The following is a 19,178-nucleotide window of genomic DNA, read 5'->3' on the forward strand; positions in this document are numbered from 1 at the left end:
GCAAGTTTTTGGGCCCCGGGCTTGCCTCCCGCCAAAATCCCCCTACCTTTGTGAAACCATTAGCCGCTACGCCAGTCGCGGTTATATTGCGAGAGTAGCTCAGTTGGTAGAGCGCGACCTTGCCAAGGTCGAGGTCGCGAGTTCGAACCTCGTCTCCCGCTCCAAGTTCGAAAAAAGACGCTGCCCCTGGCAACGTCTTTTTTGCTTTATCCCGCCCCATGGCCGCCACGCGCAAATTCCTCAGCACGGACGACGAGTTTCGGCAGGCGGTGGCCGAAAGTTTGTCCATCCGGCAAGTGCTGGGCCGCATCGGGCTGGTGCCCGCGGGCGGCAACTACAAAACGGTGCACGCCCGCATCAAATTGCTGGCCTTGGACACGAGCCACTTCACAGGGGCGGGCTGGAACCAGGGGCCTCGCTACCACATGCTCGGCAAGTCTTTTTCGTGGGAAGGCATCCTGGTTGAAAACTCTACCTACACCTCCACTTTCCGCCTTCGGAACCGGCTGATTCAGCATGGCTTAAAAGAAGTAAAGTGTGAGGATTGCGGGCTGGTTGAATGGTGTAACCAAGCCATTCCGCTGGAACTGCACCACGCTAACGGCGTGAACAATGACCACCGGCTTGCTAACTTGCGCTTGCTTTGTCCCAATTGCCACGCGCTGACCGATAATTATCGGGGTAAAAACCAACAGCGTTCAAAGCTAACTGCTTGAGCCAGAGTGGTGAAACTGGTATACACGCGACACTTAAACTGTCGTTTCCGTGAGGAAGTACGGGTTCGATTCCCGTCTCTGGTACAATGCAAAGCCCCGCTTCCCGCCCGGAAGCGGGGCTTTGTCGTTAGAAATGGGGCCCGGCGGGTGGGTAATCTTAATATTTGATTAGAAGACGGGGATGCCAACGGCCGGCGCGTATCTTTGGGTATCAACCTGGTGTTTAAAACGGGAAATAATTGTATGGCTACTGCTCACCTTGCCCCGTTGCCCCTCGCCGAAGAGCTGCGCTTGCAGGCACTGCGGCCGTATCAGCTGCTGAACACGATGCGGGACGAGACGTTTTCGGAGCTGGTGCGCCTGGCGGCCAAGCTATCTAACGTGCTCATCGGCATTGTGGCTTTCGTGGACGAATAGGAAGTGAGCCTGGGCCTCAACTACGGGCTGGGGCCGGGCCTGGACATTGTGGACCGGGGCGAAACCCTGTGCTCGGTGGCTATGCTGAGCGAGGAAACCACGGTTTTTGAAAACCTGCACGACCACCCCTGCGACCTGATTAATCCCTTCCTGGTGAAGCAGTTGTACCTGGGCTTCTACGCCGGCCATGCGCTGCGCACCGCGGCCGGCTACCCTATCGGCGTGCTCTGCATAATTGGCCACGAGCCTCGCACGTTCAGCGAGGCCGAATCGGAGCTGCTGGCGCGCCTGGCCACCGTGGTGATGGCCTGCTCGACCTGCGCCTGCACCTGCTGCAACAGCCCACCTGGAACCAGCTGCTGTGGGAGGCCATCTACGCCCGCACCGAAAGCTTGGTGACGCGCCTGGAAACCCTGGGGGCCCTGGCCGCCTGGGAGGCGGAGGACGGCCCCATCGCCCGCGCCTACCAGGCCGCCCGCGAGGAAAGCCTGCGGGTAATTGCGGTGCTGACGGAGCAAATTCAGGCTTTGCGCGCCTGAAGCGGCCGGGGCCCCGGGCCGGCGGTGTAATTTGCGGCCCCACTCACGCCCCTGCCTATGTTGCCCACGCCTCCCGCCGCTGCTCCCACGCCGCCCGACTACCCCGCCCTCATCCAGCGGGTGTTCACCGAAATGGGCAAGGTGGTGATTGGCCAGCAGGTGCTGGTGGGGCGGTTGCTGATCGGGCTCTTCACGGGCGGTCACATTCTGCTCGAAGGCGTGCCGGGGCTGGCCAAAACCCTGGCCGTGTCCACCTTAGCCAAGGTGCTGAACCTGCATTTTCAGCGCGTGCAGTTCACGCCCGACCTGCTGCCGTCCGACCTCGTGGGCACCATGATTTACAACCAAGGGCAGTCGGTGTTTGAGGTGAAGAAAGGCCCCATCTTCGCCAACCTCGTGCTGGCCGACGAAATTAACCGCTCGCCGGCCAAGGTGCAGAGCGCCTTGCTCGAAGCCATGCAGGAGGGCCAGGTGACCATCGGCGAAATTACTTACCGCCTCGACCGGCCTTTCTTGGTGCTGGCCACCCAAAACCCGGTGGAACAGGAAGGTACCTACCCGCTGCCCGAGGCCCAGGTCGACCGCTTCATGCTGAAGGTGCACGTCGATTATTTGAAGAAGGCCGACGAACTGGAGGTGATGCGCCGCATGGCCAACCTGAGCTTCCAGGAAGACGTGCAGCCGGTGCTTACGGCCGCCGACATTCAGGGCATCCGACAGGAAATCAACCAGGTGCAGATTTCCGAAACGCTGGAGAAGTACATCATTGAGCTGGTGTTTGCCACCCGCCGCCCGGCCGACTACGACCTTCCCGACTTCGCGCAGGCCGTACAGTTTGGAGCCAGCCCGCGGGCCAGCATTGCCCTGCACCGCGCCGCCAAGGCCGTAGCCTACCTGGCCGGCCGCGATTATGTACTGCCCGAAGACATTAAGGACGTGGCCGCCGATGTGCTCAACCACCGCATTTTGCTGACCTACGAGGCCGAGGCTGACGGCATCCGCACCCAGGATTTAATTGAGGCCATCCTGGGCAAAGTGCCGATTAGCAGCTAGCGCCATTCAAGCTAAGCTATGCAGCTTATTGCAGCGTGATGGGTAGGCTGGCCGACTGGCTGCCGGCCTGCACGCGCACTGTGTAGAGGCCGGGGGCGAGGCCATTCACGTCGAGCAGGGCCTGGGTGCCGGCGGGGGCCAGGGCGATGGTGCGGGTCAGCACCTGCTGGCCGAGGCCGTTGTACAGCGCCAGGGCGGCGCTGCGGGCCCCTGCCACGGCGGGTAGGCTGAGGGTGAAGGCGCGGCCGGCGGGGTTCGGGAACGCGGCCAGTACGCCGGCGCCCAGGGCGCTGCGCGTGGCCGTGGGCACCCCGGTGGTGAAGGTGGTAGCCGCCGCCGCGGCCGGGCTCCCGCCGCAATTACCCACCACTGTTACGGCGTAGGCCGTGTTGCCCGCAAGGCCCGTGAGCAGCACCGGCGAGGCCGTAGGAGCCGGCGCCACCGTGCGGGCCGTGCCGCCGGCAGGCGTGTAGGTCACGGTGTAACTGGTATTGCCACTGCCGGCTGTGAAGGACACTGTAGCCGTGGTGGCCCCGGTAGGCGTGGCGCTGAGGGCCGTCACGGGCGCGCAGGTGGCCCCGGGGCCCAGCGTCACATCAATGGCCAGGCGGGGGCTAATACTAGTTTGCGTGTTCAAATCGCTCCAGGTAGTGCCGTCAGTGCTGAGAAAGAACGCGCCGGCCCGGAGCGGAATCTCGTCCTGGTAGGCTAACATGATGTTATCGGCCCCGATGGTTTTGACGCCCACGAAGAAGTTGCCACTCACGGCCGTGCTCGGGATGGTTACCGCGTCGGGGGTTGCGATGACGTTGGCCGAAGGCCGGGGCCGCACGGGCGAGGTGTACAGCACTGCGCCGGGCTGGCCGGTGGTGGTGGCCCCGTACACTACCACTTGGTAAGTTGAGCCCGCCATGCCGCCGCCGTAAAAAGCGGGGGTAACGGTGGTGAGCACCGCCGGCCCGGTGGTGCGGTAGCCCACGGCCACCACGTTGCCGGCCGCGGCAATGCCAGCCCCATTGATAATGTTTTGGTTGGGGGCCAGGTAGCTTAAATTGATGGGCGAAATTGCCTGCGCCACGGCTTGCGAAACGGCGGGCGCCGCAGTCGTAGCTGGTACCGAAACGGCCACGGTATTGGTGCCACTGGTGGCCGCCACGGGGTAGGGGGCAAACGTGACCAGCGCCGAGGCCCCGGCGGCCAGCGACGCCACGGTTTGGGTATTGCTGAACGTGGTGGCCCCGCTCACGGCCAGCGTCACGGGCAGGTTGGTAAGCGGCGCGGCAGAGTAATTGAACACCCGGGCCTGCACGGCCAGCGGCGAGGCGTAGCTAGCCACCGTGCCCAGCGTGTACACCACCACGCCCAGTTGGGTGAAGCGGTACGTGCGGCCCGCGTCGGCCGGCACGTCAGCGCGAATGTTGTGGGTATAGTTGATGGAGAAGCTGGTCGCGGAAATGTTCGTGGTGGGGTAATAGCCCGTGCGGAACGTAGTGGACGCCCACGGCAGGTTCGAGCCAGGCTTTTCGGCCAGCACTGTTTGGCCGTCGTGCAGCCCCGAGCCCTTAATGCCCACCACCGAATAGCGAAAACCGGGCGTGCCCGTGCCCGCTACGGTGGGACCGTACACAAAGTCGATGGTATTATCGGCTTCGTAGAGCTTGAGCTGGAAGCTGAAGCTGGCGTACTGCGTGGCGGCGGTGGCGGCCTTGTCGCTCACGTTTTTCCATTGCACGGTGCACACGCGGTTGGGCTGCGTGCCGGTGGTGGCCACGCGGTACTCGGGGCCCCCGGCAGCCGTGCCCGCCGCCAGGTCTATGTTGAACGGGGCTAAGATGTTGACGTCCGCCGGGTCCTGGCTGAGGATGGGGTCGAGGGTGGGCGCCGTCTCGCTCAGGAACAGGGCCCCGGCCGAGGGTGCTACGGCCCCCAGCCGCACGAAGCCGTTGGTGTTCAGTACAAACTGCGTGAACGCCACGCCGTTGAAATTAAACGTGAACCCAATGTTCTGGGCCGCCGAGTTGGCATCGTCGGTATTGGCCGTGGCAATGGCCGCGCCCGCCGCGCCCAGGTCGGCGTAGGTGCCGGCCACGTTCACGGCGCCGCCTGGGATATACGCCAGCGACTGGGCGCCGGCTTCCAGGGCCGGCAGTAGCGCCAGCGCCAACAGCCCGCGCCGCACCCAGGTGGGCGCGGCGGCAAAGAGTAGTGGTTTCAACATAAGAAAGGGTAGAAGAAATGTGAAAAATACGCTTCTGATCAAAGGTAGGAGAAATCCCGCTTCTATCGCGCCAAGCGCTTGAATGCAAGCAACTAACGCCAACCGGGCCCCGGGCGGCGGGGGGGGGGGCACCGTTTCCCGGGCCCCGGGCCCCAGGGCCCGGCTAGCGCAGCTGCCGCTTGTAGAGCTGCACGGTATTTTCCAGGCCCAGGTACAGCGCATCGGCCACCAGGGCGTGGCCGATGCTTACCTCGGCCAGCTCGGGCAGCTGCTGATGCAGAAAGGCCAGGTTGTCGAGGTCGAGGTCGTGGCCGGCGTTCACGCCCAAGCCCAGGCGGCCGGCGTGGGCAGCGGCGGCGCGGTAGGGTCCCACGGCGGCCTCGCGCCCGGCGGTGTACTGCCGGGCGTAGGCCTCGGTGTAAAGCTCGATGCGGTCAGTGCCGGTGGTGGCCGCCGCGTCCATGAGGGCCAAGTCGATACCGAGGAAAATGCTGACCCGACTGCCGTGGGCGTGCAATTCGGCCACTACATCGCGCAGGTATGCCTGGTGTAAAATCGTGTCCCAGCCCGCGCTGGAGGTGAGAGCTTCGGGCGCGTCGGGCACCAGCGTAACCTGGGCGGGGCGCACCTCGCGCACCAGGGCCAGGAAATCGGGCGTGGGATTGCCCTCCACATTCAGCTCGGTGGTCACAACGGCATGCAGGTCGCGCACGTCCTGGTAGCGGATGTGGCGCTCGTCGGGCCGTGGGTGCACCGTGATGCCCTCGGCCCCGAAGCGCTCGATGTCGCGGGCGACTTGCAGCAAGTCGGGGCGGGCGTGGGGGCCCCGGGCGTTGCGCAGGGTGGCAATTTTGTTGATGTTGACGCTGAGCTTAGTCATGGTAGGGCGGGGTATATTGCGGGCAGAACGGCCCGGCCGCGAAGGTCAGGCCGTTCCATCTCCCAGCACAACCGGCGGCCGGCCCTGGCGTTTGCCGCCTTGCTCTTTTTCTGATGACCGTAGCCTTTCCCGTTGCCCCGCGCCTGCGCCCGCTGCTGCTGTTTGCCGGGCTGGTGCTAGCCATTGTGGCCACCGAGCACGCCGTTACCACGCGGCCCATTTTCTACCAGCACCCCGCGCTGCCAGCGGCCGTGGTGTTCGATTTGCTGGTGGTGGTGCCGGCGCTGTTCTACTGGCTGGTGATGCGGCGCTATGCCCTGCCCCTCAGCACGGTAGGGGCGGCGGTGGGCGTCTGCCTGGCGCTGGCATTTTGGTTGCTGCCCGCCAGCCGGCAGCAACCCCTGCGGGCCCTGGCCTTCCTGCCCGCGCTGCTGGAAGGCGCGGCGCTGCTGGCCGCCGCCGCCCGCGCCCGGCGCCTGTGGCGGGCCTACAGCGCCGCCCGGCTGCAGTTGGGCCGGGGCTCCAGCCTGGCCTTGGCCCTGGAGCAGGTGCTGGGCCAGGCGGGCGTTTTTTTGGTGGCTGAAATCAACATGCTGCGCTACGCCGTGCTGAGCTGGTGGGCCCCGGTAGCGGCGCACCCGGCCCACGCCGCCTTCAGCGGCCACCGCGAGTCGGGGTTCGTGGCGCTGATGGCGACGGTGGGCTTGCTCACGCTCGTCGAAACTGCCGCCGCGCACCTTGTGGTGGGCCACTGGTACCCCGCGGCGGCCAACTGGCTCACGTTTTTAAGCCTGTACACGGTGCTGCTGCTGGTGGCTCACACCCACGCCGTGCGGCTGTGCCCGCTGCTGCTGGGGCCCCAGGCGCTGGTGGTGCGCGTGGGTTTCGTGTGGCAGGTGGTGGTGCCCCGGGCCGCGGTGGTGGCCACGGCCATCCGTGAGGCCCCGGCGTCCGCGCCCGATACGCTGGACGCCGCCAAAGTGCTGCTGGCCAGCCCCAACGTGCTGCTCACGTTTGCCGCACCCGTGGTGGTGGCGGGGCCCTACGGCACGCGCCGCACCGTGCGCCGGCTGGCGCTGTACCTCGACCGGCCCCAGGAGTTTCTGGGGGCCCTGGCGAGCGGCGCAGCGGCCTAAAGTAGCTGCCGGCCCGCTACAGCGTAATTTTGCGGCAGTACACGGGCCTCCTGGGTCCCGGTTTGCCCTTCTACATCCCAACTTTCCTGGCCATGCCCCTCAAAGAAACCCTCGACGCCGCCATCAAGCAAGCCATGCTGGCCAAAGACAAGGTGCGCCTCACCACGCTGCGCTCCCTCAAGTCGCAGATTATGTTGGCCGAAACCGCCGAAGGGGCCCAGGGCGCCGCCCTCACCCCCGATGCCGAGCTGAAGCTCCTCAACAAAGCCGCCAAGCAGCGCCGCGACGCCGCCGCCATCTACAAAGAGCAGTTCCGCTCCGACCTCGAAAGTAACGAGCTGGCCGAGTTGGCCATCATCGAAGAATACCTGCCCCAGCAGCTTACCGAGGCCGATTTGGTCGAGCGCCTCGTGCACATCATCCAGCGCGTAGGGGCCCAGGGCCCGTCCGACTTGGGCAAGGTGATGGGCGTAGCCGCCCGCGAGCTAAGCGGCCAGGCCGACGGCAAGCTGATTTCCCAGGTCGTAAGCAACCTGCTGAACAATACCAACCAGTAGCGTTATTTAGTGATTTGTGAATGAGTGATTTGGCGAATGAATAGGGATTATTTCCATATAAAAAAGGCCGTCATGCAGAGCGCAGCGAAGCAGCTTTCCCGCGCCAGTAATCATGATTATACTCGTCGCTCAGTAGGGTGCGGAGCTTGCCCCCGCCCGTCGTTGCACAATTGGCGCGCGGTTCGCGCAACGGGGAGCAGGGGCAAGTCCCGCACCCCACTGCTTTTTCGTAAATCACTGCGCGACGAGTATAGTAACACTGGAAAGCTGCTTCGCTGCGCTCTGCATGACGGCCTCATCCATTCGGGAACTCACTGACTCGCCAACTCACCCAGTCACAAAATCACTCATTCACCAACGAACCAACTCACTCATTGAAAAAATGGTGGCCCTCGATTTGCTCCTGCTGCTTGTGCTTGGCGTGGGGGCCGTGAAGGGGTTCCGGCGCGGGCTGGTGCTGGAAGTGGCCTCGCTGCTGGCCTTCGTGCTGGCTGTGGTGGGGGGGCTTAGCCTGCTCACGGCCACGGTGCCGGTGGTGCGGCACTACGTGGGCGAGGCCTACGGGCTGCTGCCGATTGTTTCGTTCGCGCTGGTGTTTGGGCTGATATTGTGGGGCGTGCACTGGCTGGGTGGCCTGCTGAAAACTGCCCTGCACCTAACCCCGCTGGGCTTCTTGGATAGCCTGCTGGGCGGGGCCGCGGGCCTGCTCAAGTGGCTGCTCGGCCTGAGCCTGCTGTTGCACGGCACCGGCCTGGCCGGGCTGCCGCTGCTGGGGCCCCAGGTGGTGGCCGGCTCGCAGGTGCTGCCCGTGGTGCGGCAGGCCACGCCGCTGGCGCTGCGCACCACGGCCTACGTACTGCCCGTGGCCAAGGGCCTGCTCACGCGCATGAAAACTGCGCTTACCCACCCCAACTAGCGTGCGCCTGCTGCTGCTCGACAACTTCGATTCCTTCACCCACACCCTGGCCGACTACCTGCGCCAGCTGGGGGCCGAGGTGGTGGTGCGCCGCAACGACGTGCCCCTGCCAGAGCTGCAACAAACGGCCTGGGACGGCATCGTGCTCTCGCCGGGGCCCGGCGTGCCGGCGGCGGCGGGCGTCATGCCGGCCGTTATTGCCCACTACCACGCGCGGCTGCCCATGCTGGGCGTGTGCCTGGGGCACCAGGCGCTGGGCGAGTTTTTTGGGGCCGAGCTGGGGCGGGCGGCCCGGCCCATGCACGGCAAGGTATCCAGCGTTGCCTGGGCCCCGGGGGCGGCGCTGGCAGCGGGTCTGCCGGCCGTCACGCCCGCCACGCGCTACCACTCGCTGGTGCTGCGCGAGCCGCTGCCCGCGGCGCTGGTGGCCCTGGCCCACACCACCGGGGGCCCCGGCCCACCCGAGCTGATGGCCCTGCGCCACGCCGCCTGGCCGCTGTTTGGGGTGCAGTTTCACCCCGAAGCTCTCCTCACGCCCGACGGCCGGGCGATGCTGGCCAATTGGCTACGCTTTTGTAACATTGCAAAACCCGTACCCTCCGCGGCCGGTTAGTATCACTTCCATGGAATTGCAGACCCACCACCGCCAAGGCTACGAGTACGTCGACGAGGGCGAGGGGCCCGTGCTGCTCCTGCTGCACGGCCTGTTCGGGGCCCTCAGCAACTGGGCCGACGTGGTGGATGCCTTCCGGCCGCACTACCGCGTGCTCATCCCGCTGCTGCCCATCTACGAAATGCCGCTGGCGCAGGCCGGTGTGCCGGGCTTGGCGCGCTACGTCGAGGGCTTCGTGGCGGCGCTGGACTTGCCGCCGGCCTTCACAGTGCTCGGCAACTCGCTGGGCGGCCACGTGGCCCTGGTGTACGCCCTCGACAACCCGGCCCGGGTGAGCCGGCTGGTGCTCACGGGTAGCAGCGGCTTGTTTGAGGACGGCATGGGCGGCTCGTTCCCGAAGCGCGGCAACTACGGCTTCGTGCAGGAGCGGGTTGCCTACACCTTCTACGACCCCGCCGTGGCCACAAAGGAGCTGGTTGATGAGATTTTTCGCATTACCAACTCCAACGCCAAGTGCTTGCGCATCATCGCCATTGCGCGCTCGGCCCAGCGCCACAACCTCACTAAGGAGCTGCACCGCATTCAGGTGCCGGTGCTGCTTATCTGGGGCCTGAACGACACCATCACCCCGCCGCCGGTGGCGCACGACTTTGCCCGCCTGCTGCCCGCGGCCGAGTTGGCCTTCCTCGACCACTGCGGCCACGCCCCGATGATGGAGCGCCCCGCCGGCTTCAATGCCTACTTGCGCCGCTTCTTGCGTAAGACCGAGCCGCAGTCCGCCGTTTTGGCCTGACGTGGCGGCCCGGCGCAATTTTTGCCAGTGCCCGCCCGTGGGGCCCGGCGGCCCGGGGCCCCGCCAACTTTTCGCTTCTCGTTTCCCAACTATCGTTACCAACTGAATACAGGTTGCCCTATTTCCGTTTTCTCATCTTGCGTGCGTCCGCCCCGGCGCCGCGTTTTTTCGCCCCGCCCGCCCATGCAAGCCATGCTCGCCGAAGATTTACTCAACGAAATGATTCCGCCCCTCAAGGGCACCGACTCGCTGGGCAAAGCTGCCCGGTGGCTCGATGAGTTTCGGGTGGGCCAGCTACCGGTGCTGGCCGAGCGCCGGTACCGCGGCCTGGTGACGGAGGCCGATTTGGCCGATGTTGACGACCCCGACACGCTGCTTTCGGAGCTCACGCTGGGCTTCCGCGAAACCGTGGTGCGGCCCGATCAGCACTTTTTCAAGGTGGTGGAGCTGGCCATTGAAAATAAACTTCAGCTGGTGCCGGTGGTGGGTGATGACGACGCCTACGTGGGCGTGGTAACGGTGGCCGACGCGCTGGCCGCCTTCGGGCCCCAAACGTCGGCCCCTGGCCAGGGCGGCATCATTGTGCTCAGCATGGCCGAGCGAGATTACTCGCTCTCGCAAATCAGCCGCTACGTGGAGGAGAACAACGCCAAAATCGTGAACTCCTACGTCATGCCCGACGAGCAGGACCCGTACCGTATCCGCCTCACCCTGAAGTTGAACACCGATAACCTGGCCCGCATCGTGGCCACGCTCGAACGGTTTGGCTACTTTGTGGCGGCGCAATTCAGCGGAGCCGGCGAGGTAAATGAGGACGAGCAGGAGCGCTACGACGGCCTGTTGCGCTACCTGAGCGTGTAGCGGGAAACGGGTGCTGGGCGTGCTATTATTTTTGCTGGGGTGGCTGGCCGGTCCGGGGCCCGCCCCGGCCGATACGCTGCCCCTGCGCGCTACCCGCGCCCTGCCCCCCGTGGTGGCCCCCACCGATACGCTGGTGCGCATTCTGCCCTGCACGGGGGGAGGCGCCCGGGCCCGCGTGGCCGCGGTGCTGCTGGTGGGCAATCGCGTGACGCGCGCCCGCATCCTGCGAGCCGAGCTGAACATCCGCGAGGGCGACACGCTGGACCTGGCCGAGTTGCCCGCCCGCCTCGAAGCCAACCGCCGCCGGCTGTTCAACCTCCAGCTTTTCCACGCGGTACTGGTGCAGGCCAGCTGCCAGGGCAACGGCCAGCTGGTACTGCTGTTTGTGGTGCAGGAGCGGCTGTACACGTTTCCGGTGCCCATCTTTTCCATTGCCGACCGCAACTTCCGGTCTTGGCTCGACCGGCCCGACCGTTGGCGGCGCCTCGATTACGGCCTGCACCTGGTACGGAACAACTTTCGGGGCCGCAACGAGCAGCTGACGGCCAACCTACAGCTGGGCTTCAACCCCAAGTACGAGGTGTTTTACGAAGCCCCCGGCCTGGGCCGCACCCGCCGCGTGGGCGTGGGCGGCGGCTTTTCATTTTCCCAAAGTCGCTCCGTCGATTTCCGCACCCTTGACGACCGCCTGCAAGCCTACCGCCCCGCCGACGCCTACGCCATTCAGCGGCTCTACGCCTCGGGGGGTCTGCGCCTGCGCCACACCGTACAGTTCCTCACCGCCTTCGACGTTTCGTACCACCGCGAGCAGATTCTGGACTCGGTGAATTTCGACAACCTCAATTATTTCCTGGGCCGCACCGCGCGCGAGTTCCTCGATTTCAGCCTCGTCAGCACCCTTAACCAGCGCAACACCTTTGCCTACCCGCTCACCGGGCAGTTTGCCCAGGGCCTGCTGGCGCACCGCGTTTTCCTCAACCCCGACCTGCCGGCCCTCACCACCCTGCGCCTGGTATACGACCACTATTTTTCGCTGGGCCACCGGTTCTATTATGCATTCGAGCTGAACGGGCAAGTGCGCCTCACCAGGGCCCTGGCTTATGCCGATGCACGCGCCCTGGGCAACGACGCGCTGGTGCGCGGCTACGATGCCTACGTCGTTGACGGCCGCCACTATGGCCTCGTGCAGCAGGGCGTGAGCTACCGGCTTTTCAACGCTAGCGAAATTCACCTGGCCGGCATCAACAATCCTAAAATCAACACCATCCCGCTCGTGGCCTACCTCAACCTGTTTGCCGACGCGGGCTACGTGGTGGCCCCCGGGGCCCCACCCGGCAATCAGCTGCCCAACCGCCTGCTGCGTTCGGTGGGCCTCGGCCTGCATTTGGTCACGTACTACGACCGGGTGTTCACCCTCGAATATACCCTGAATGGCCTGGGCCAGGCGGGGTACTTTTTCCGCAGCACTTTCCCCATTTGAGGCCGCCGCCGGGGCCCCGGACTCCGCGACGCCGCTCCAGGTGCGTTATTCGCATCAACTACCGTTTCCGACCGCATGAAATTCGCCATCCTTGGCAAGCCCTTCGCAGAGGACGCTGCCCCGGCCATCCAAGCCCTCCTCGACGACCTGGCCGCCCGCCAGGCCGAAGTGCGCATCGTAGAATCCTTCCGCACCTACCTCGACAACACCTTGCGCCTGCCCGCCAACACCACTAGTTTCCGGCGCGGCGACTCGCTGCGGGGCACCAACTTTGTACTCAGCATCGGTGGCGACGGCACCCTGCTCGACACCGTGACTTACGTGGGGGCCCTGCAAATTCCTATTCTGGGCATTCACACCGGCCGGCTGGGTTTCTTGGCTACCGTCACCCCCGAGGGCATTGGCCCGGCCATCGACGCCCTGTACAAGGGCCATTTTGTGTTCGACGACCGCAGCCTCATCCGCGTCGACACCGACCCGGACGTATTCGGCGGGTTGAACTTTGGACTGAATGAATTTAGTATTTTAAAGGGAGACTCGGCTTCAATGATTGCCGTGCATACCTACATTGATGGCGAATACTTGAATTCTTACTGGGCCGATGGCCTCGTGGTGGCCACGCCCACCGGCTCCACGGGCTATTCGCTGAGTTGCGGGGGCCCGGTATTGGTTCCCCAAACCAACAATTTTATCATTGCGCCCGTATGCCCCCACAATCTGAATGTGCGGCCCCTCGTTGTGTCCAACCAAAGCGTACTTTCCTTTGAAATTGAGGGCCGTAGCTCAAATTATATGCTTTCGCTCGATTCCCGCTCCATCTCCGTCGACGCCAATGTGCAGATGGCCGTGCGCCGCGAAAGCTTCTGTGCCCGCCTGGTCAAGCTCAACCACGTGAATTTTTTGAGCACGCTCCGCAGCAAGCTGAACTGGGGGCTTGACCGCCGCAACCCTAGCTCAGTGCCAGGTTAATAAATTGCGGTGGGTCTGAAAATCGCCCACAAATTTTTTTTAGTTCCCAAGAGTCTCTACTTTTGTAACCACCTGAGAGTCCGCTATTGGTACTTTTCCGTTTCGCCCTCGATCTACGCTATTCACTTTCGTTGCCTTATGAAACATATCTTCACATATCCCACTGCCCTACTGGTGGGACTGGCGTTGCTCGGTTCCTCGCAGGCCGATGCGCAACAGTTCAACAAGCGTAAGCAGTACAATTCCGTCGGCTTCAATATCAACGCCATGAACTATTTCGGCGACTTGGCCCCTAATACCGGGTTTGCCAGTTTCCGATTCAATAACACTCGCCCCAACGTGGGCGTGACCATAACGCGTCGCTTCTTCCCGCGCGTTTCGGGGCGGTTGGGCTTGTCGTACGGCCGCATCAACGGCGATGACGCTACGGCTGCCAACGCTTCTGACCAAAATGCCCGGTACCGCTACAACCGCAACGCCAACTTCCAAAACGACATTGCTGAACTCTCGGGCGTAGTCATTATTGACCTCATCCAGAACCGCAACAACTACCTGAAGCGCCCGGACTTCGTGCCATATGTGTTTGCTGGCGTGGCTGCCTTCCACCATAACCCGAAAGGCCGCGACGCAAACGGCAACTACGTCCCCTTGCAGCCGCTGGCTACCGAAGGAGTGAACTACAGCCGTTTTCAGGTCGCTATTCCGTTCGGCGGCGGTGTGCGCTACCGCATCAACCGCAACTTCGACGCTAGTCTGGAGTTTGGCATCCGCAAGACGTTCACCGGTTACCTCGATGACGTGAATGGCAAGTATGCGGCTAATTTGACGGGCCAAGCTGCTTACTTTGGCGGTACAGACCCAGCGACCTCGGTAACCAAAAGCAATACTGGTGATTTTAGTGGGTTTGTCCCTGGCGCTCAGCGCGGCCAAAATAAAACCGACTGGTACACCGTAACCGGCTTGTCGTTGAACTACATCCTGACGCCCCGCATCAAAAACCCAAAATTCCGCTAAGCGACCTTGGCCCGCCACTGCTGGCCAGCGCTCAGTTCCTTACTTAGCTTGATGATAGTTAATGCATTTCGTTACGCATTCCTTGCTTGCCTGGTGCAAGCGGGGAATGCGTTTTTTTGCGCCTCGGCGCAAGCCCAAATCGAAACCCAAAGCACCAGTGAGCTAGGCTTGGGCTTAGGCGTAACTAATTACCGGGGCGAAATTTCCCCGCAATACCAATTCGGGAACAACCGCCCGGCCATCACTGCTTTCTACCGGCGCGATGTATCGGCGCCGATAACGTTGCGGGGCAGCTTTTTAGCCGGCTTATTGCGAGCTGACGATGCCAACGTAACTGGTGAAGGCGGGGGCGTGCCACCCCTGCAATCTTACCGGGGCTCCAACATGAAAGGTAGCGTGTTGGAAGCAGCCGTGGCCATGGAGTATAACTTCATGGATTACCACGCCCGCAAGCAAAAAGTCCACTTCACGCCGTACCTGTTCATCGGGGTGGGCGGCTACTATGCCAACACCCGGACCCAAACGGCCAATCAGGGCCTGGGGCCCGACTATAACCGTTCGGGTGGGCATTTCGGAATTGCCATTCCGGCAGGGGCTGGTGTAAAGTATGCGTTGTCGCAGCACATCAATCTGGGCTTGGAGGTGGGCGTGCGTAAAACATTTAGCGACAAGCTGGATAACTTAGGCGACCAAGACCCGCTACTGGTAAATCCGCACGACAACGACTGGTATTATTACAGTGGCCTTAGCGTTTCATACACCTTTTATAAGGTGCACTGCCCGCCACAGTACAAAAACAACAAGCGGCTGCTGAAGTAACCCGGTACCGTTTAAAGAGCCCGCCCTGCACTTAATAGTGGTACAGTGGCGGGCTTTTCTTGTGTAGGAGCAAGGACGTTGGGGCCCCGCCTGGCCCCCTGGTGCTGGCAGATGCAACCGTCTTCGTAACTTGCGGCCTCTTATATCAAAACCGCAACGATGACCGGCCAGGCCGAAATCGACTCTCTTAATATTCCCGCGCACGTAGCTGTCATCATGGACGGAAACGGCCGCTGGGCCAAGCAACGGGGCGGCCTTCGGGTGTTCGGGCACCAGAGCGCCATTAAGGCTGTTCGCGAAACTGTGGAAGAAGCTGCGCAGCTTGGAGTTAAGTACCTAACGCTGTACGCCTTCTCTACTGAAAACTGGAACCGCCCGGCGCTGGAGGTGATGGCCCTGATGCAATTACTAGTACACACCATCCGCCAGGAAACGCCGATTTTGCTTAAGAATAGTATCCGCTTGCAATCCATTGGCGACACGGCTAGCCTGCCGGCAGGTTGCCAGCGCGAGTTGGCCGAAGCCCAGGAGTTGACTAAGGCCGGCACCCGCATGACCCTGGTACTGGCCCTGAGTTACAGCGGCCGCTGGGACCTGGCCCAGGCGGCCCGCCGCCTGGCGGTTGATGTAGCCGCCGGCCGGGTGCAGCCCGCCGATGTAAGCGAAGCCAGCATCGCGGGCTACCTCGCCACTGCAGGCATTCCCGACCCAGAATTACTTATCCGAACCAGCGGCGAGCAGCGCATTAGTAACTTCATGCTGTGGCAGTTGGCTTACACAGAGCTTTACATTACCGATTTGCTGTGGCCCGATTTCCGGCGCGAGCATTTGCAAGATGCCATCCGGGCATACCAGCGGCGTGAACGTCGTTTTGGCAAAACCAGTGAGCAAATCACTGTTTCCTAGTGTTTTATTCAATTCATGATTTCAGTGCGTAATTTTTCTTGGTTTCTGCTACTGGGGTGGTTGGTGATGGGGAGCTTGGGCGTGGCCCAGGCCCAGAGCCCGGGCGTGCGCCCGGCGGGGGGCGCCGACGAACCCAAAAAATACGTGCTGGGCGGCATCACCGTGAGCGGCACCCGCTACCTCGACCCCAACACCCTCGTTGGCCTGTCGGGGCTGCGGATAGGTGATAACATAACCATTCCGGGCGAGGAAATTGGTAAAGCTATCCGCAAGCTCTGGGCCCAAGGTATTTTGGGTGACGTGAACGTAAGCATTGCCCGGACCGAAGGCGACAAGATTTTCCTGGATTTTACCCTGAAAGAGCGGCCCCGCCTGTCGAAATTCACATTCGATGGCCTGAGCAAAGGCAAAACGGAAGAACTCACCAAAAAGATTACCCTGATTCGGGGTAAGGTGGTGACCGATGCGCTTCTGAACAATACCCGCGCGCAAGTGCGTAAGTTTTACGTTAACAAGGGGTACTTGGATACTAAAGTTAATATCCTGCAAGTGCCGGACTCTTCGCTGTCCAACAGCGTGGCCTTGCGCATCAACGTGGATAAAGGCAATAAGGTCCGCATCCACGACATTACGTTTGAAGGCAACAAAGCCTTTTCGGACTACAAACTGAAAGGCAAGCTGAAAAAGACCAAGGAGCGTAAACCGTACAAATTCCTGACTTCGGGCAAGTTCCAACGGACGGAATACGAGGAGGACAAGAAGAAACTAATCGAATTTTATAACGCCGAGGGTTACCGCGACGCAACCGTTGTGAGCGATACCCTGGTGCGCGATGCCAAGGGCTTGGCCTTGACCATTAAAGTGGACGAGGGTCCCAAGTACTATTTCCGCCACATCACCTGGAACGGTAACTATCTCTACGACGACAAAACGCTGTCGGGGGTGCTGGGCATCAGGTCGGGCAGTCCGTACAGCAAGGAAACGCTGGATAAGCGCCTGAACTACAACCCAACAGGCCAAGACGTTACGTCGCTTTATATGAACGATGGCTACCTGTTCTTTCAGATTGAGCCGGTAGAGAAAAAGGTGGAAGGCGATTCGATTGACATTGAGATGCGCCTGACGGAAGGGGTGCAGGCCCACGTCAAGGAAATTAACATATCAGGAAATACCAAAACCAGCGACCACGTGGTGCGTCGCGCCATCCGGACGCTGCCCGGTGACAAGTTTAACCGCGAGCTACTTATTCGTTCCAACCGCGAACTTGCCACGTTGGGCTACTTCGACCCCGAAAAAGTAGGCATTAACCCCATCCCAAACCAAGCCGATGGCACGGTGGACATCAACTACACGGTGGTGGAAAAGCCTTCGGACCAGGTGACGCTCTCGGGCGGCTGGGGCGGCTACGCTGGCTTTATCGGCACGGTGGGCTTGGTGTTTAATAACTTCTCGCTGCGCAAAGCCGGTACGCTGCGTAACTGGACGCCGGTGCCCGCCGGCGATGGCCAGCGCCTGGCCCTGAACGTGCAAGCCAACGGCTTCCAGTACCAGGCTTACTCGCTCTCCTTCACGGAGCCGTGGCTGGGTGGCCGCCGGCCAAACTCGCTGTCGTTCAGCTTGAACCGCAGCATTAGCCGCCTCGGCAGGACATTTGATGCCAATACGGGCAGTTTCATCAAGGTAAACAGTGCCACGGTGGGCCTGGGCCGCCAGCTGCGAGTGCCGGATGACTATTTTACGCTGAGTAACTCGCTCTCGTACAGTCACTACCAAACGCAGAACTATTCGCTGCTGACCTCGGGCGCGGCCACCGGCACGTTTAACAACATTACCCTTAACACGACGCTCTCGCGCAACAGCATCGACAACCCGACCTTTACGCGCCGGGGCTCGTCGTTGAGCCTGAGCCTAAGCCTGACACCGCCGTACTCCATCTTCCCGGGGGCCCACCCCGACGCCAACCAGTGGTTGGAGTTCCACAAGTGGATGTTTGATGCCTCCTGGTTTACTCCTATTGTAGGCAAGCTGGTGCTGAACACCCGGGCCCACTTTGGTTTCCTGGGTTCATACGGTACGCGCGACATTGGTCCGTTTGAACGCTTCAAAATGGGCGGCGCTGGCCTGGGCTACAACGGCGGCGGCAACTTCATTGTGGGCACCGACTACATTGGCTTGCGTGGCTACGACGACCCCAACGCGACCTATGCCATCCCAACGGCGCAATCGCAGCAGAATGGGGGTATCATCTACAACAAGTACGTGTTGGAGATGCGCTACCCCGTTAGCCTGAACCCTGCGGCAACGGTGTACGTGCTCGGATTTGCCGAAGCTGGCAACGCATTCGATTCCTACAATAATTACAACCCTTATAAGTTGTACCGCTCAGTGGGCGTGGGGGCCCGCATTTTCATGTCGGCATTCGGTTTGCTAGGGTTTGACTTCGGCCACGGCTTTGATACAGTGGTACCACTGCCGGGTGTAAATACTAAGCAAGACTTTAACCACTTCCACTTCATCATCGGCCAGCAGATCCGCTAATTTGGCGGGCACTTAGCGGCCGCTTCCTTTGTTCGATGCGCATGAAAATAGGTTTTTGGGGCGTGTTGGCGGGGCTACTACTGGTGGGCCCTGGGGCCCGGGCCCAAAAGTTCGGGTGGGTCGACTCGGAGTTCATCATGGCCAAAATGCCCGATTTTGCCAAGGCGCAACAAGAGCTGAATGCCTTGTCGACGACGTGGCAGAAAGAAATTGAAGCGCAGAAAAAGGACTTGGAACGCCTAAAGCGTACCTACCACGACGAAGAAGTGGTGCTGACTGAGCAGATGAAAAAAAAGCGGCAGGACGAAATTCAGCTAAAGGATCAGGAGGTGAAGGCCTACCAGAACAAGCAGTTTGGCTATGAAGGCCAACTGTTTAAAAAGCGCCAGGAACTGAATAAGCCGGTGCAGGACAAGGTGTTCGAGGCGTGCGAAAAAGTGGCTAAGAAAAAACAATTGGCCATGATCATCGACAAAGCCGGTGACTTGACCTTGCTCTACACCAACCCGACCTACGACTACACCGAATTTGTGCTGGAGGAATTGGGCTTGGCCGCCGAAGACCGCAACCAGCCCGGCACCAAGGGCCCTGTGAAGACGGTAGCGCCGCCCAAAACGGCGGCTACCGACCCGGCTTTCGAATCGGATTCGGGTACTCCCGACGTACCCGCCAAGGCCAAGCCGGGCCGCGCGGCGGGGAAGAGCCCAAAATAACTACCTTTGTATCTACACTTTCTCCGAAAATTTTCCCTTG

The 19,178-nt window shown here is 61.9% G+C and carries 20 protein-coding genes and 2 tRNA genes; 20 read left to right on the forward strand and 2 right to left on the reverse strand.

Features of this window, described 5'->3' with window-relative positions; all coding sequences use genetic code 11:
• Positions 1-88: 88 nt before the first annotated feature.
• The 7 genes from DDQ68_RS18125 (at position 89) to DDQ68_RS18145 (ending at position 2,725) form a co-directional block, all read left to right on the forward strand.
• Positions 89-164, forward strand: a tRNA-Gly gene (locus DDQ68_RS18125).
• A 54-nt stretch (positions 165-218) separates the two neighbouring features.
• Positions 219-716: an HNH endonuclease gene (locus DDQ68_RS18130; protein ID WP_109657566.1), complete on the forward strand. Its 498-nt coding sequence runs from the start codon at positions 219-221 to the stop codon at positions 714-716.
• Positions 717-800: transfer RNA gene (locus DDQ68_RS18135), tRNA-Leu, on the forward strand. It abuts the gene before it with no gap.
• Positions 801-983: 183 nt separating this feature from the next.
• A complete protein-coding gene (locus tag DDQ68_RS23065) occupies positions 984-1,133 on the forward strand; it encodes a hypothetical protein (protein WP_162550230.1) in 150 nt (49 codons plus the stop codon).
• A 3-nt stretch (positions 1,134-1,136) separates the two neighbouring features.
• The gene (locus DDQ68_RS18140) at positions 1,137-1,532 is read left to right on the forward strand and encodes a GAF domain-containing protein (RefSeq protein ID WP_109657567.1); all 396 of its coding nucleotides are present in this window, start codon (positions 1,137-1,139) and stop codon (positions 1,530-1,532) included.
• Positions 1,526-1,672 carry a hypothetical protein gene (locus tag DDQ68_RS23070; protein ID WP_162550231.1) on the forward strand — a complete coding sequence of 49 codons (147 nt, stop codon included), beginning with the start codon at positions 1,526-1,528 and terminating at the stop codon, positions 1,670-1,672. The genes DDQ68_RS18140 and DDQ68_RS23070 overlap by 7 nt, the downstream gene beginning before the upstream one ends.
• Before the next feature lie 57 nt (positions 1,673-1,729).
• Positions 1,730-2,725, forward strand: a complete 996-nt coding sequence (locus tag DDQ68_RS18145; protein ID WP_109657568.1) for an AAA family ATPase — start codon at positions 1,730-1,732, stop codon at positions 2,723-2,725.
• 25 nt (positions 2,726-2,750) lie between these two features.
• On the opposite strand, the gene DDQ68_RS18150 is transcribed toward DDQ68_RS18145, so the two are convergent.
• Both DDQ68_RS18150 and DDQ68_RS18155 read right to left on the reverse strand, forming a co-directional pair.
• Positions 2,751-4,943, reverse strand: coding sequence for an NIDO-like domain-containing protein (locus DDQ68_RS18150; protein ID WP_162550232.1), 2,193 nt, complete (start codon positions 4,941-4,943; stop codon positions 2,751-2,753).
• Between the two features lie 163 nt (positions 4,944-5,106).
• A complete protein-coding gene (locus tag DDQ68_RS18155; protein WP_109657570.1) occupies positions 5,107-5,823 on the reverse strand; it encodes a pyridoxine 5'-phosphate synthase in 717 nt (238 codons plus the stop codon).
• Positions 5,824-5,936: 113 nt separating this feature from the next.
• Here DDQ68_RS18155 and DDQ68_RS18160 point away from each other — a divergent pair, with 113 nt between their 5' ends.
• The 13 genes from DDQ68_RS18160 (at position 5,937) to DDQ68_RS18220 (ending at position 19,138) form a co-directional block, all read left to right on the forward strand.
• Complete coding sequence (locus DDQ68_RS18160) at positions 5,937-6,959, forward strand: hypothetical protein (RefSeq protein WP_109657571.1); 1,023 nt, start codon at positions 5,937-5,939, stop codon at positions 6,957-6,959.
• A 92-nt stretch (positions 6,960-7,051) separates the two neighbouring features.
• A complete protein-coding gene (locus DDQ68_RS18165; protein WP_109658502.1) occupies positions 7,052-7,516 on the forward strand; it encodes a GatB/YqeY domain-containing protein in 465 nt (154 codons plus the stop codon).
• A 382-nt stretch (positions 7,517-7,898) separates the two neighbouring features.
• On the forward strand, positions 7,899-8,432 hold the full coding sequence (locus DDQ68_RS18170) for a CvpA family protein (RefSeq protein WP_109657572.1): 534 nt from the start codon (positions 7,899-7,901) through the stop codon (positions 8,430-8,432).
• Between the two features lies 1 nt (position 8,433).
• Complete coding sequence (locus DDQ68_RS18175; protein ID WP_109657573.1) at positions 8,434-9,045, forward strand: anthranilate synthase component II; 612 nt, start codon at positions 8,434-8,436, stop codon at positions 9,043-9,045.
• Between the two features lie 10 nt (positions 9,046-9,055).
• Positions 9,056-9,838 carry an alpha/beta fold hydrolase gene (locus DDQ68_RS18180; protein WP_109657574.1) on the forward strand — a complete coding sequence of 261 codons (783 nt, stop codon included), beginning with the start codon at positions 9,056-9,058 and terminating at the stop codon, positions 9,836-9,838.
• A gap of 183 nt (positions 9,839-10,021) precedes the next feature.
• A complete protein-coding gene (locus DDQ68_RS18185) occupies positions 10,022-10,699 on the forward strand; it encodes a CBS domain-containing protein (RefSeq protein ID WP_109657575.1) in 678 nt (225 codons plus the stop codon).
• A gap of 31 nt (positions 10,700-10,730) precedes the next feature.
• A complete protein-coding gene (locus tag DDQ68_RS18190; protein ID WP_162550233.1) occupies positions 10,731-12,179 on the forward strand; it encodes a POTRA domain-containing protein in 1,449 nt (482 codons plus the stop codon).
• Between the two features lie 75 nt (positions 12,180-12,254).
• Entirely contained in the window at positions 12,255-13,148 is an 894-nt protein-coding gene (locus DDQ68_RS18195; RefSeq protein WP_109657577.1) for an NAD kinase, read from the forward strand.
• 138 nt (positions 13,149-13,286) lie between these two features.
• The gene (locus DDQ68_RS18200; RefSeq protein WP_109657578.1) at positions 13,287-14,162 is read left to right on the forward strand and encodes a DUF6089 family protein; all 876 of its coding nucleotides are present in this window, start codon (positions 13,287-13,289) and stop codon (positions 14,160-14,162) included.
• A 51-nt stretch (positions 14,163-14,213) separates the two neighbouring features.
• Positions 14,214-14,981, forward strand: a complete 768-nt coding sequence (gene porG, locus DDQ68_RS18205) for a type IX secretion system protein PorG (protein WP_109657579.1) — start codon at positions 14,214-14,216, stop codon at positions 14,979-14,981.
• Positions 14,982-15,140: 159 nt separating this feature from the next.
• Positions 15,141-15,887: an undecaprenyl pyrophosphate synthase gene (gene uppS, locus DDQ68_RS18210; protein WP_109657580.1), complete on the forward strand. Its 747-nt coding sequence runs from the start codon at positions 15,141-15,143 to the stop codon at positions 15,885-15,887.
• Between the two features lie 15 nt (positions 15,888-15,902).
• Positions 15,903-18,425: an outer membrane protein assembly factor BamA gene (gene bamA / locus DDQ68_RS18215; protein ID WP_109657581.1), complete on the forward strand. Its 2,523-nt coding sequence runs from the start codon at positions 15,903-15,905 to the stop codon at positions 18,423-18,425.
• A 41-nt stretch (positions 18,426-18,466) separates the two neighbouring features.
• Complete coding sequence (locus DDQ68_RS18220) at positions 18,467-19,138, forward strand: OmpH/Skp family outer membrane protein (protein WP_109658503.1); 672 nt, start codon at positions 18,467-18,469, stop codon at positions 19,136-19,138.
• The last annotated feature ends 40 nt before the right edge of the window (positions 19,139-19,178 follow it).

The sequence above is a fragment of the Hymenobacter nivis genome (assembly GCF_003149515.1).
Taxonomy (GTDB): Bacteria; Bacteroidota; Bacteroidia; order Cytophagales; family Hymenobacteraceae; genus Hymenobacter; species Hymenobacter nivis.

Bases quoted from the DNA above. Each gene is read 5' to 3' on its own strand.
- DDQ68_RS18130 (WP_109657566.1), top strand. From the start codon at position 219: ATGGCCGCCACGCGCAAATTCCTCAGCACGGACGACGAGTTTCGGCAG.
- DDQ68_RS18145 (WP_109657568.1), top strand. From the start codon at position 1,730: ATGTTGCCCACGCCTCCCGCCGCTGCTCCCACGCCGCCCGACTACCCC.
- DDQ68_RS18150 (WP_162550232.1), bottom strand. From the start codon at position 4,943: ATGTTGAAACCACTACTCTTTGCCGCCGCGCCCACCTGGGTGCGGCGC.
- DDQ68_RS18155 (WP_109657570.1), bottom strand. From the start codon at position 5,823: ATGACTAAGCTCAGCGTCAACATCAACAAAATTGCCACCCTGCGCAAC.
- DDQ68_RS18160 (WP_109657571.1), top strand. From the start codon at position 5,937: ATGACCGTAGCCTTTCCCGTTGCCCCGCGCCTGCGCCCGCTGCTGCTG.
- DDQ68_RS18165 (WP_109658502.1), top strand. From the start codon at position 7,052: ATGCCCCTCAAAGAAACCCTCGACGCCGCCATCAAGCAAGCCATGCTG.
- DDQ68_RS18170 (WP_109657572.1), top strand. From the start codon at position 7,899: ATGGTGGCCCTCGATTTGCTCCTGCTGCTTGTGCTTGGCGTGGGGGCC.
- DDQ68_RS18180 (WP_109657574.1), top strand. From the start codon at position 9,056: ATGGAATTGCAGACCCACCACCGCCAAGGCTACGAGTACGTCGACGAG.
- DDQ68_RS18185 (WP_109657575.1), top strand. From the start codon at position 10,022: ATGCAAGCCATGCTCGCCGAAGATTTACTCAACGAAATGATTCCGCCC.
- DDQ68_RS18195 (WP_109657577.1), top strand. From the start codon at position 12,255: ATGAAATTCGCCATCCTTGGCAAGCCCTTCGCAGAGGACGCTGCCCCG.
- DDQ68_RS18200 (WP_109657578.1), top strand. From the start codon at position 13,287: ATGAAACATATCTTCACATATCCCACTGCCCTACTGGTGGGACTGGCG.
- porG (WP_109657579.1), top strand. From the start codon at position 14,214: ATGATAGTTAATGCATTTCGTTACGCATTCCTTGCTTGCCTGGTGCAA.
- uppS (WP_109657580.1), top strand. From the start codon at position 15,141: ATGACCGGCCAGGCCGAAATCGACTCTCTTAATATTCCCGCGCACGTA.
- bamA (WP_109657581.1), top strand. From the start codon at position 15,903: ATGATTTCAGTGCGTAATTTTTCTTGGTTTCTGCTACTGGGGTGGTTG.
- DDQ68_RS18220 (WP_109658503.1), top strand. From the start codon at position 18,467: ATGAAAATAGGTTTTTGGGGCGTGTTGGCGGGGCTACTACTGGTGGGC.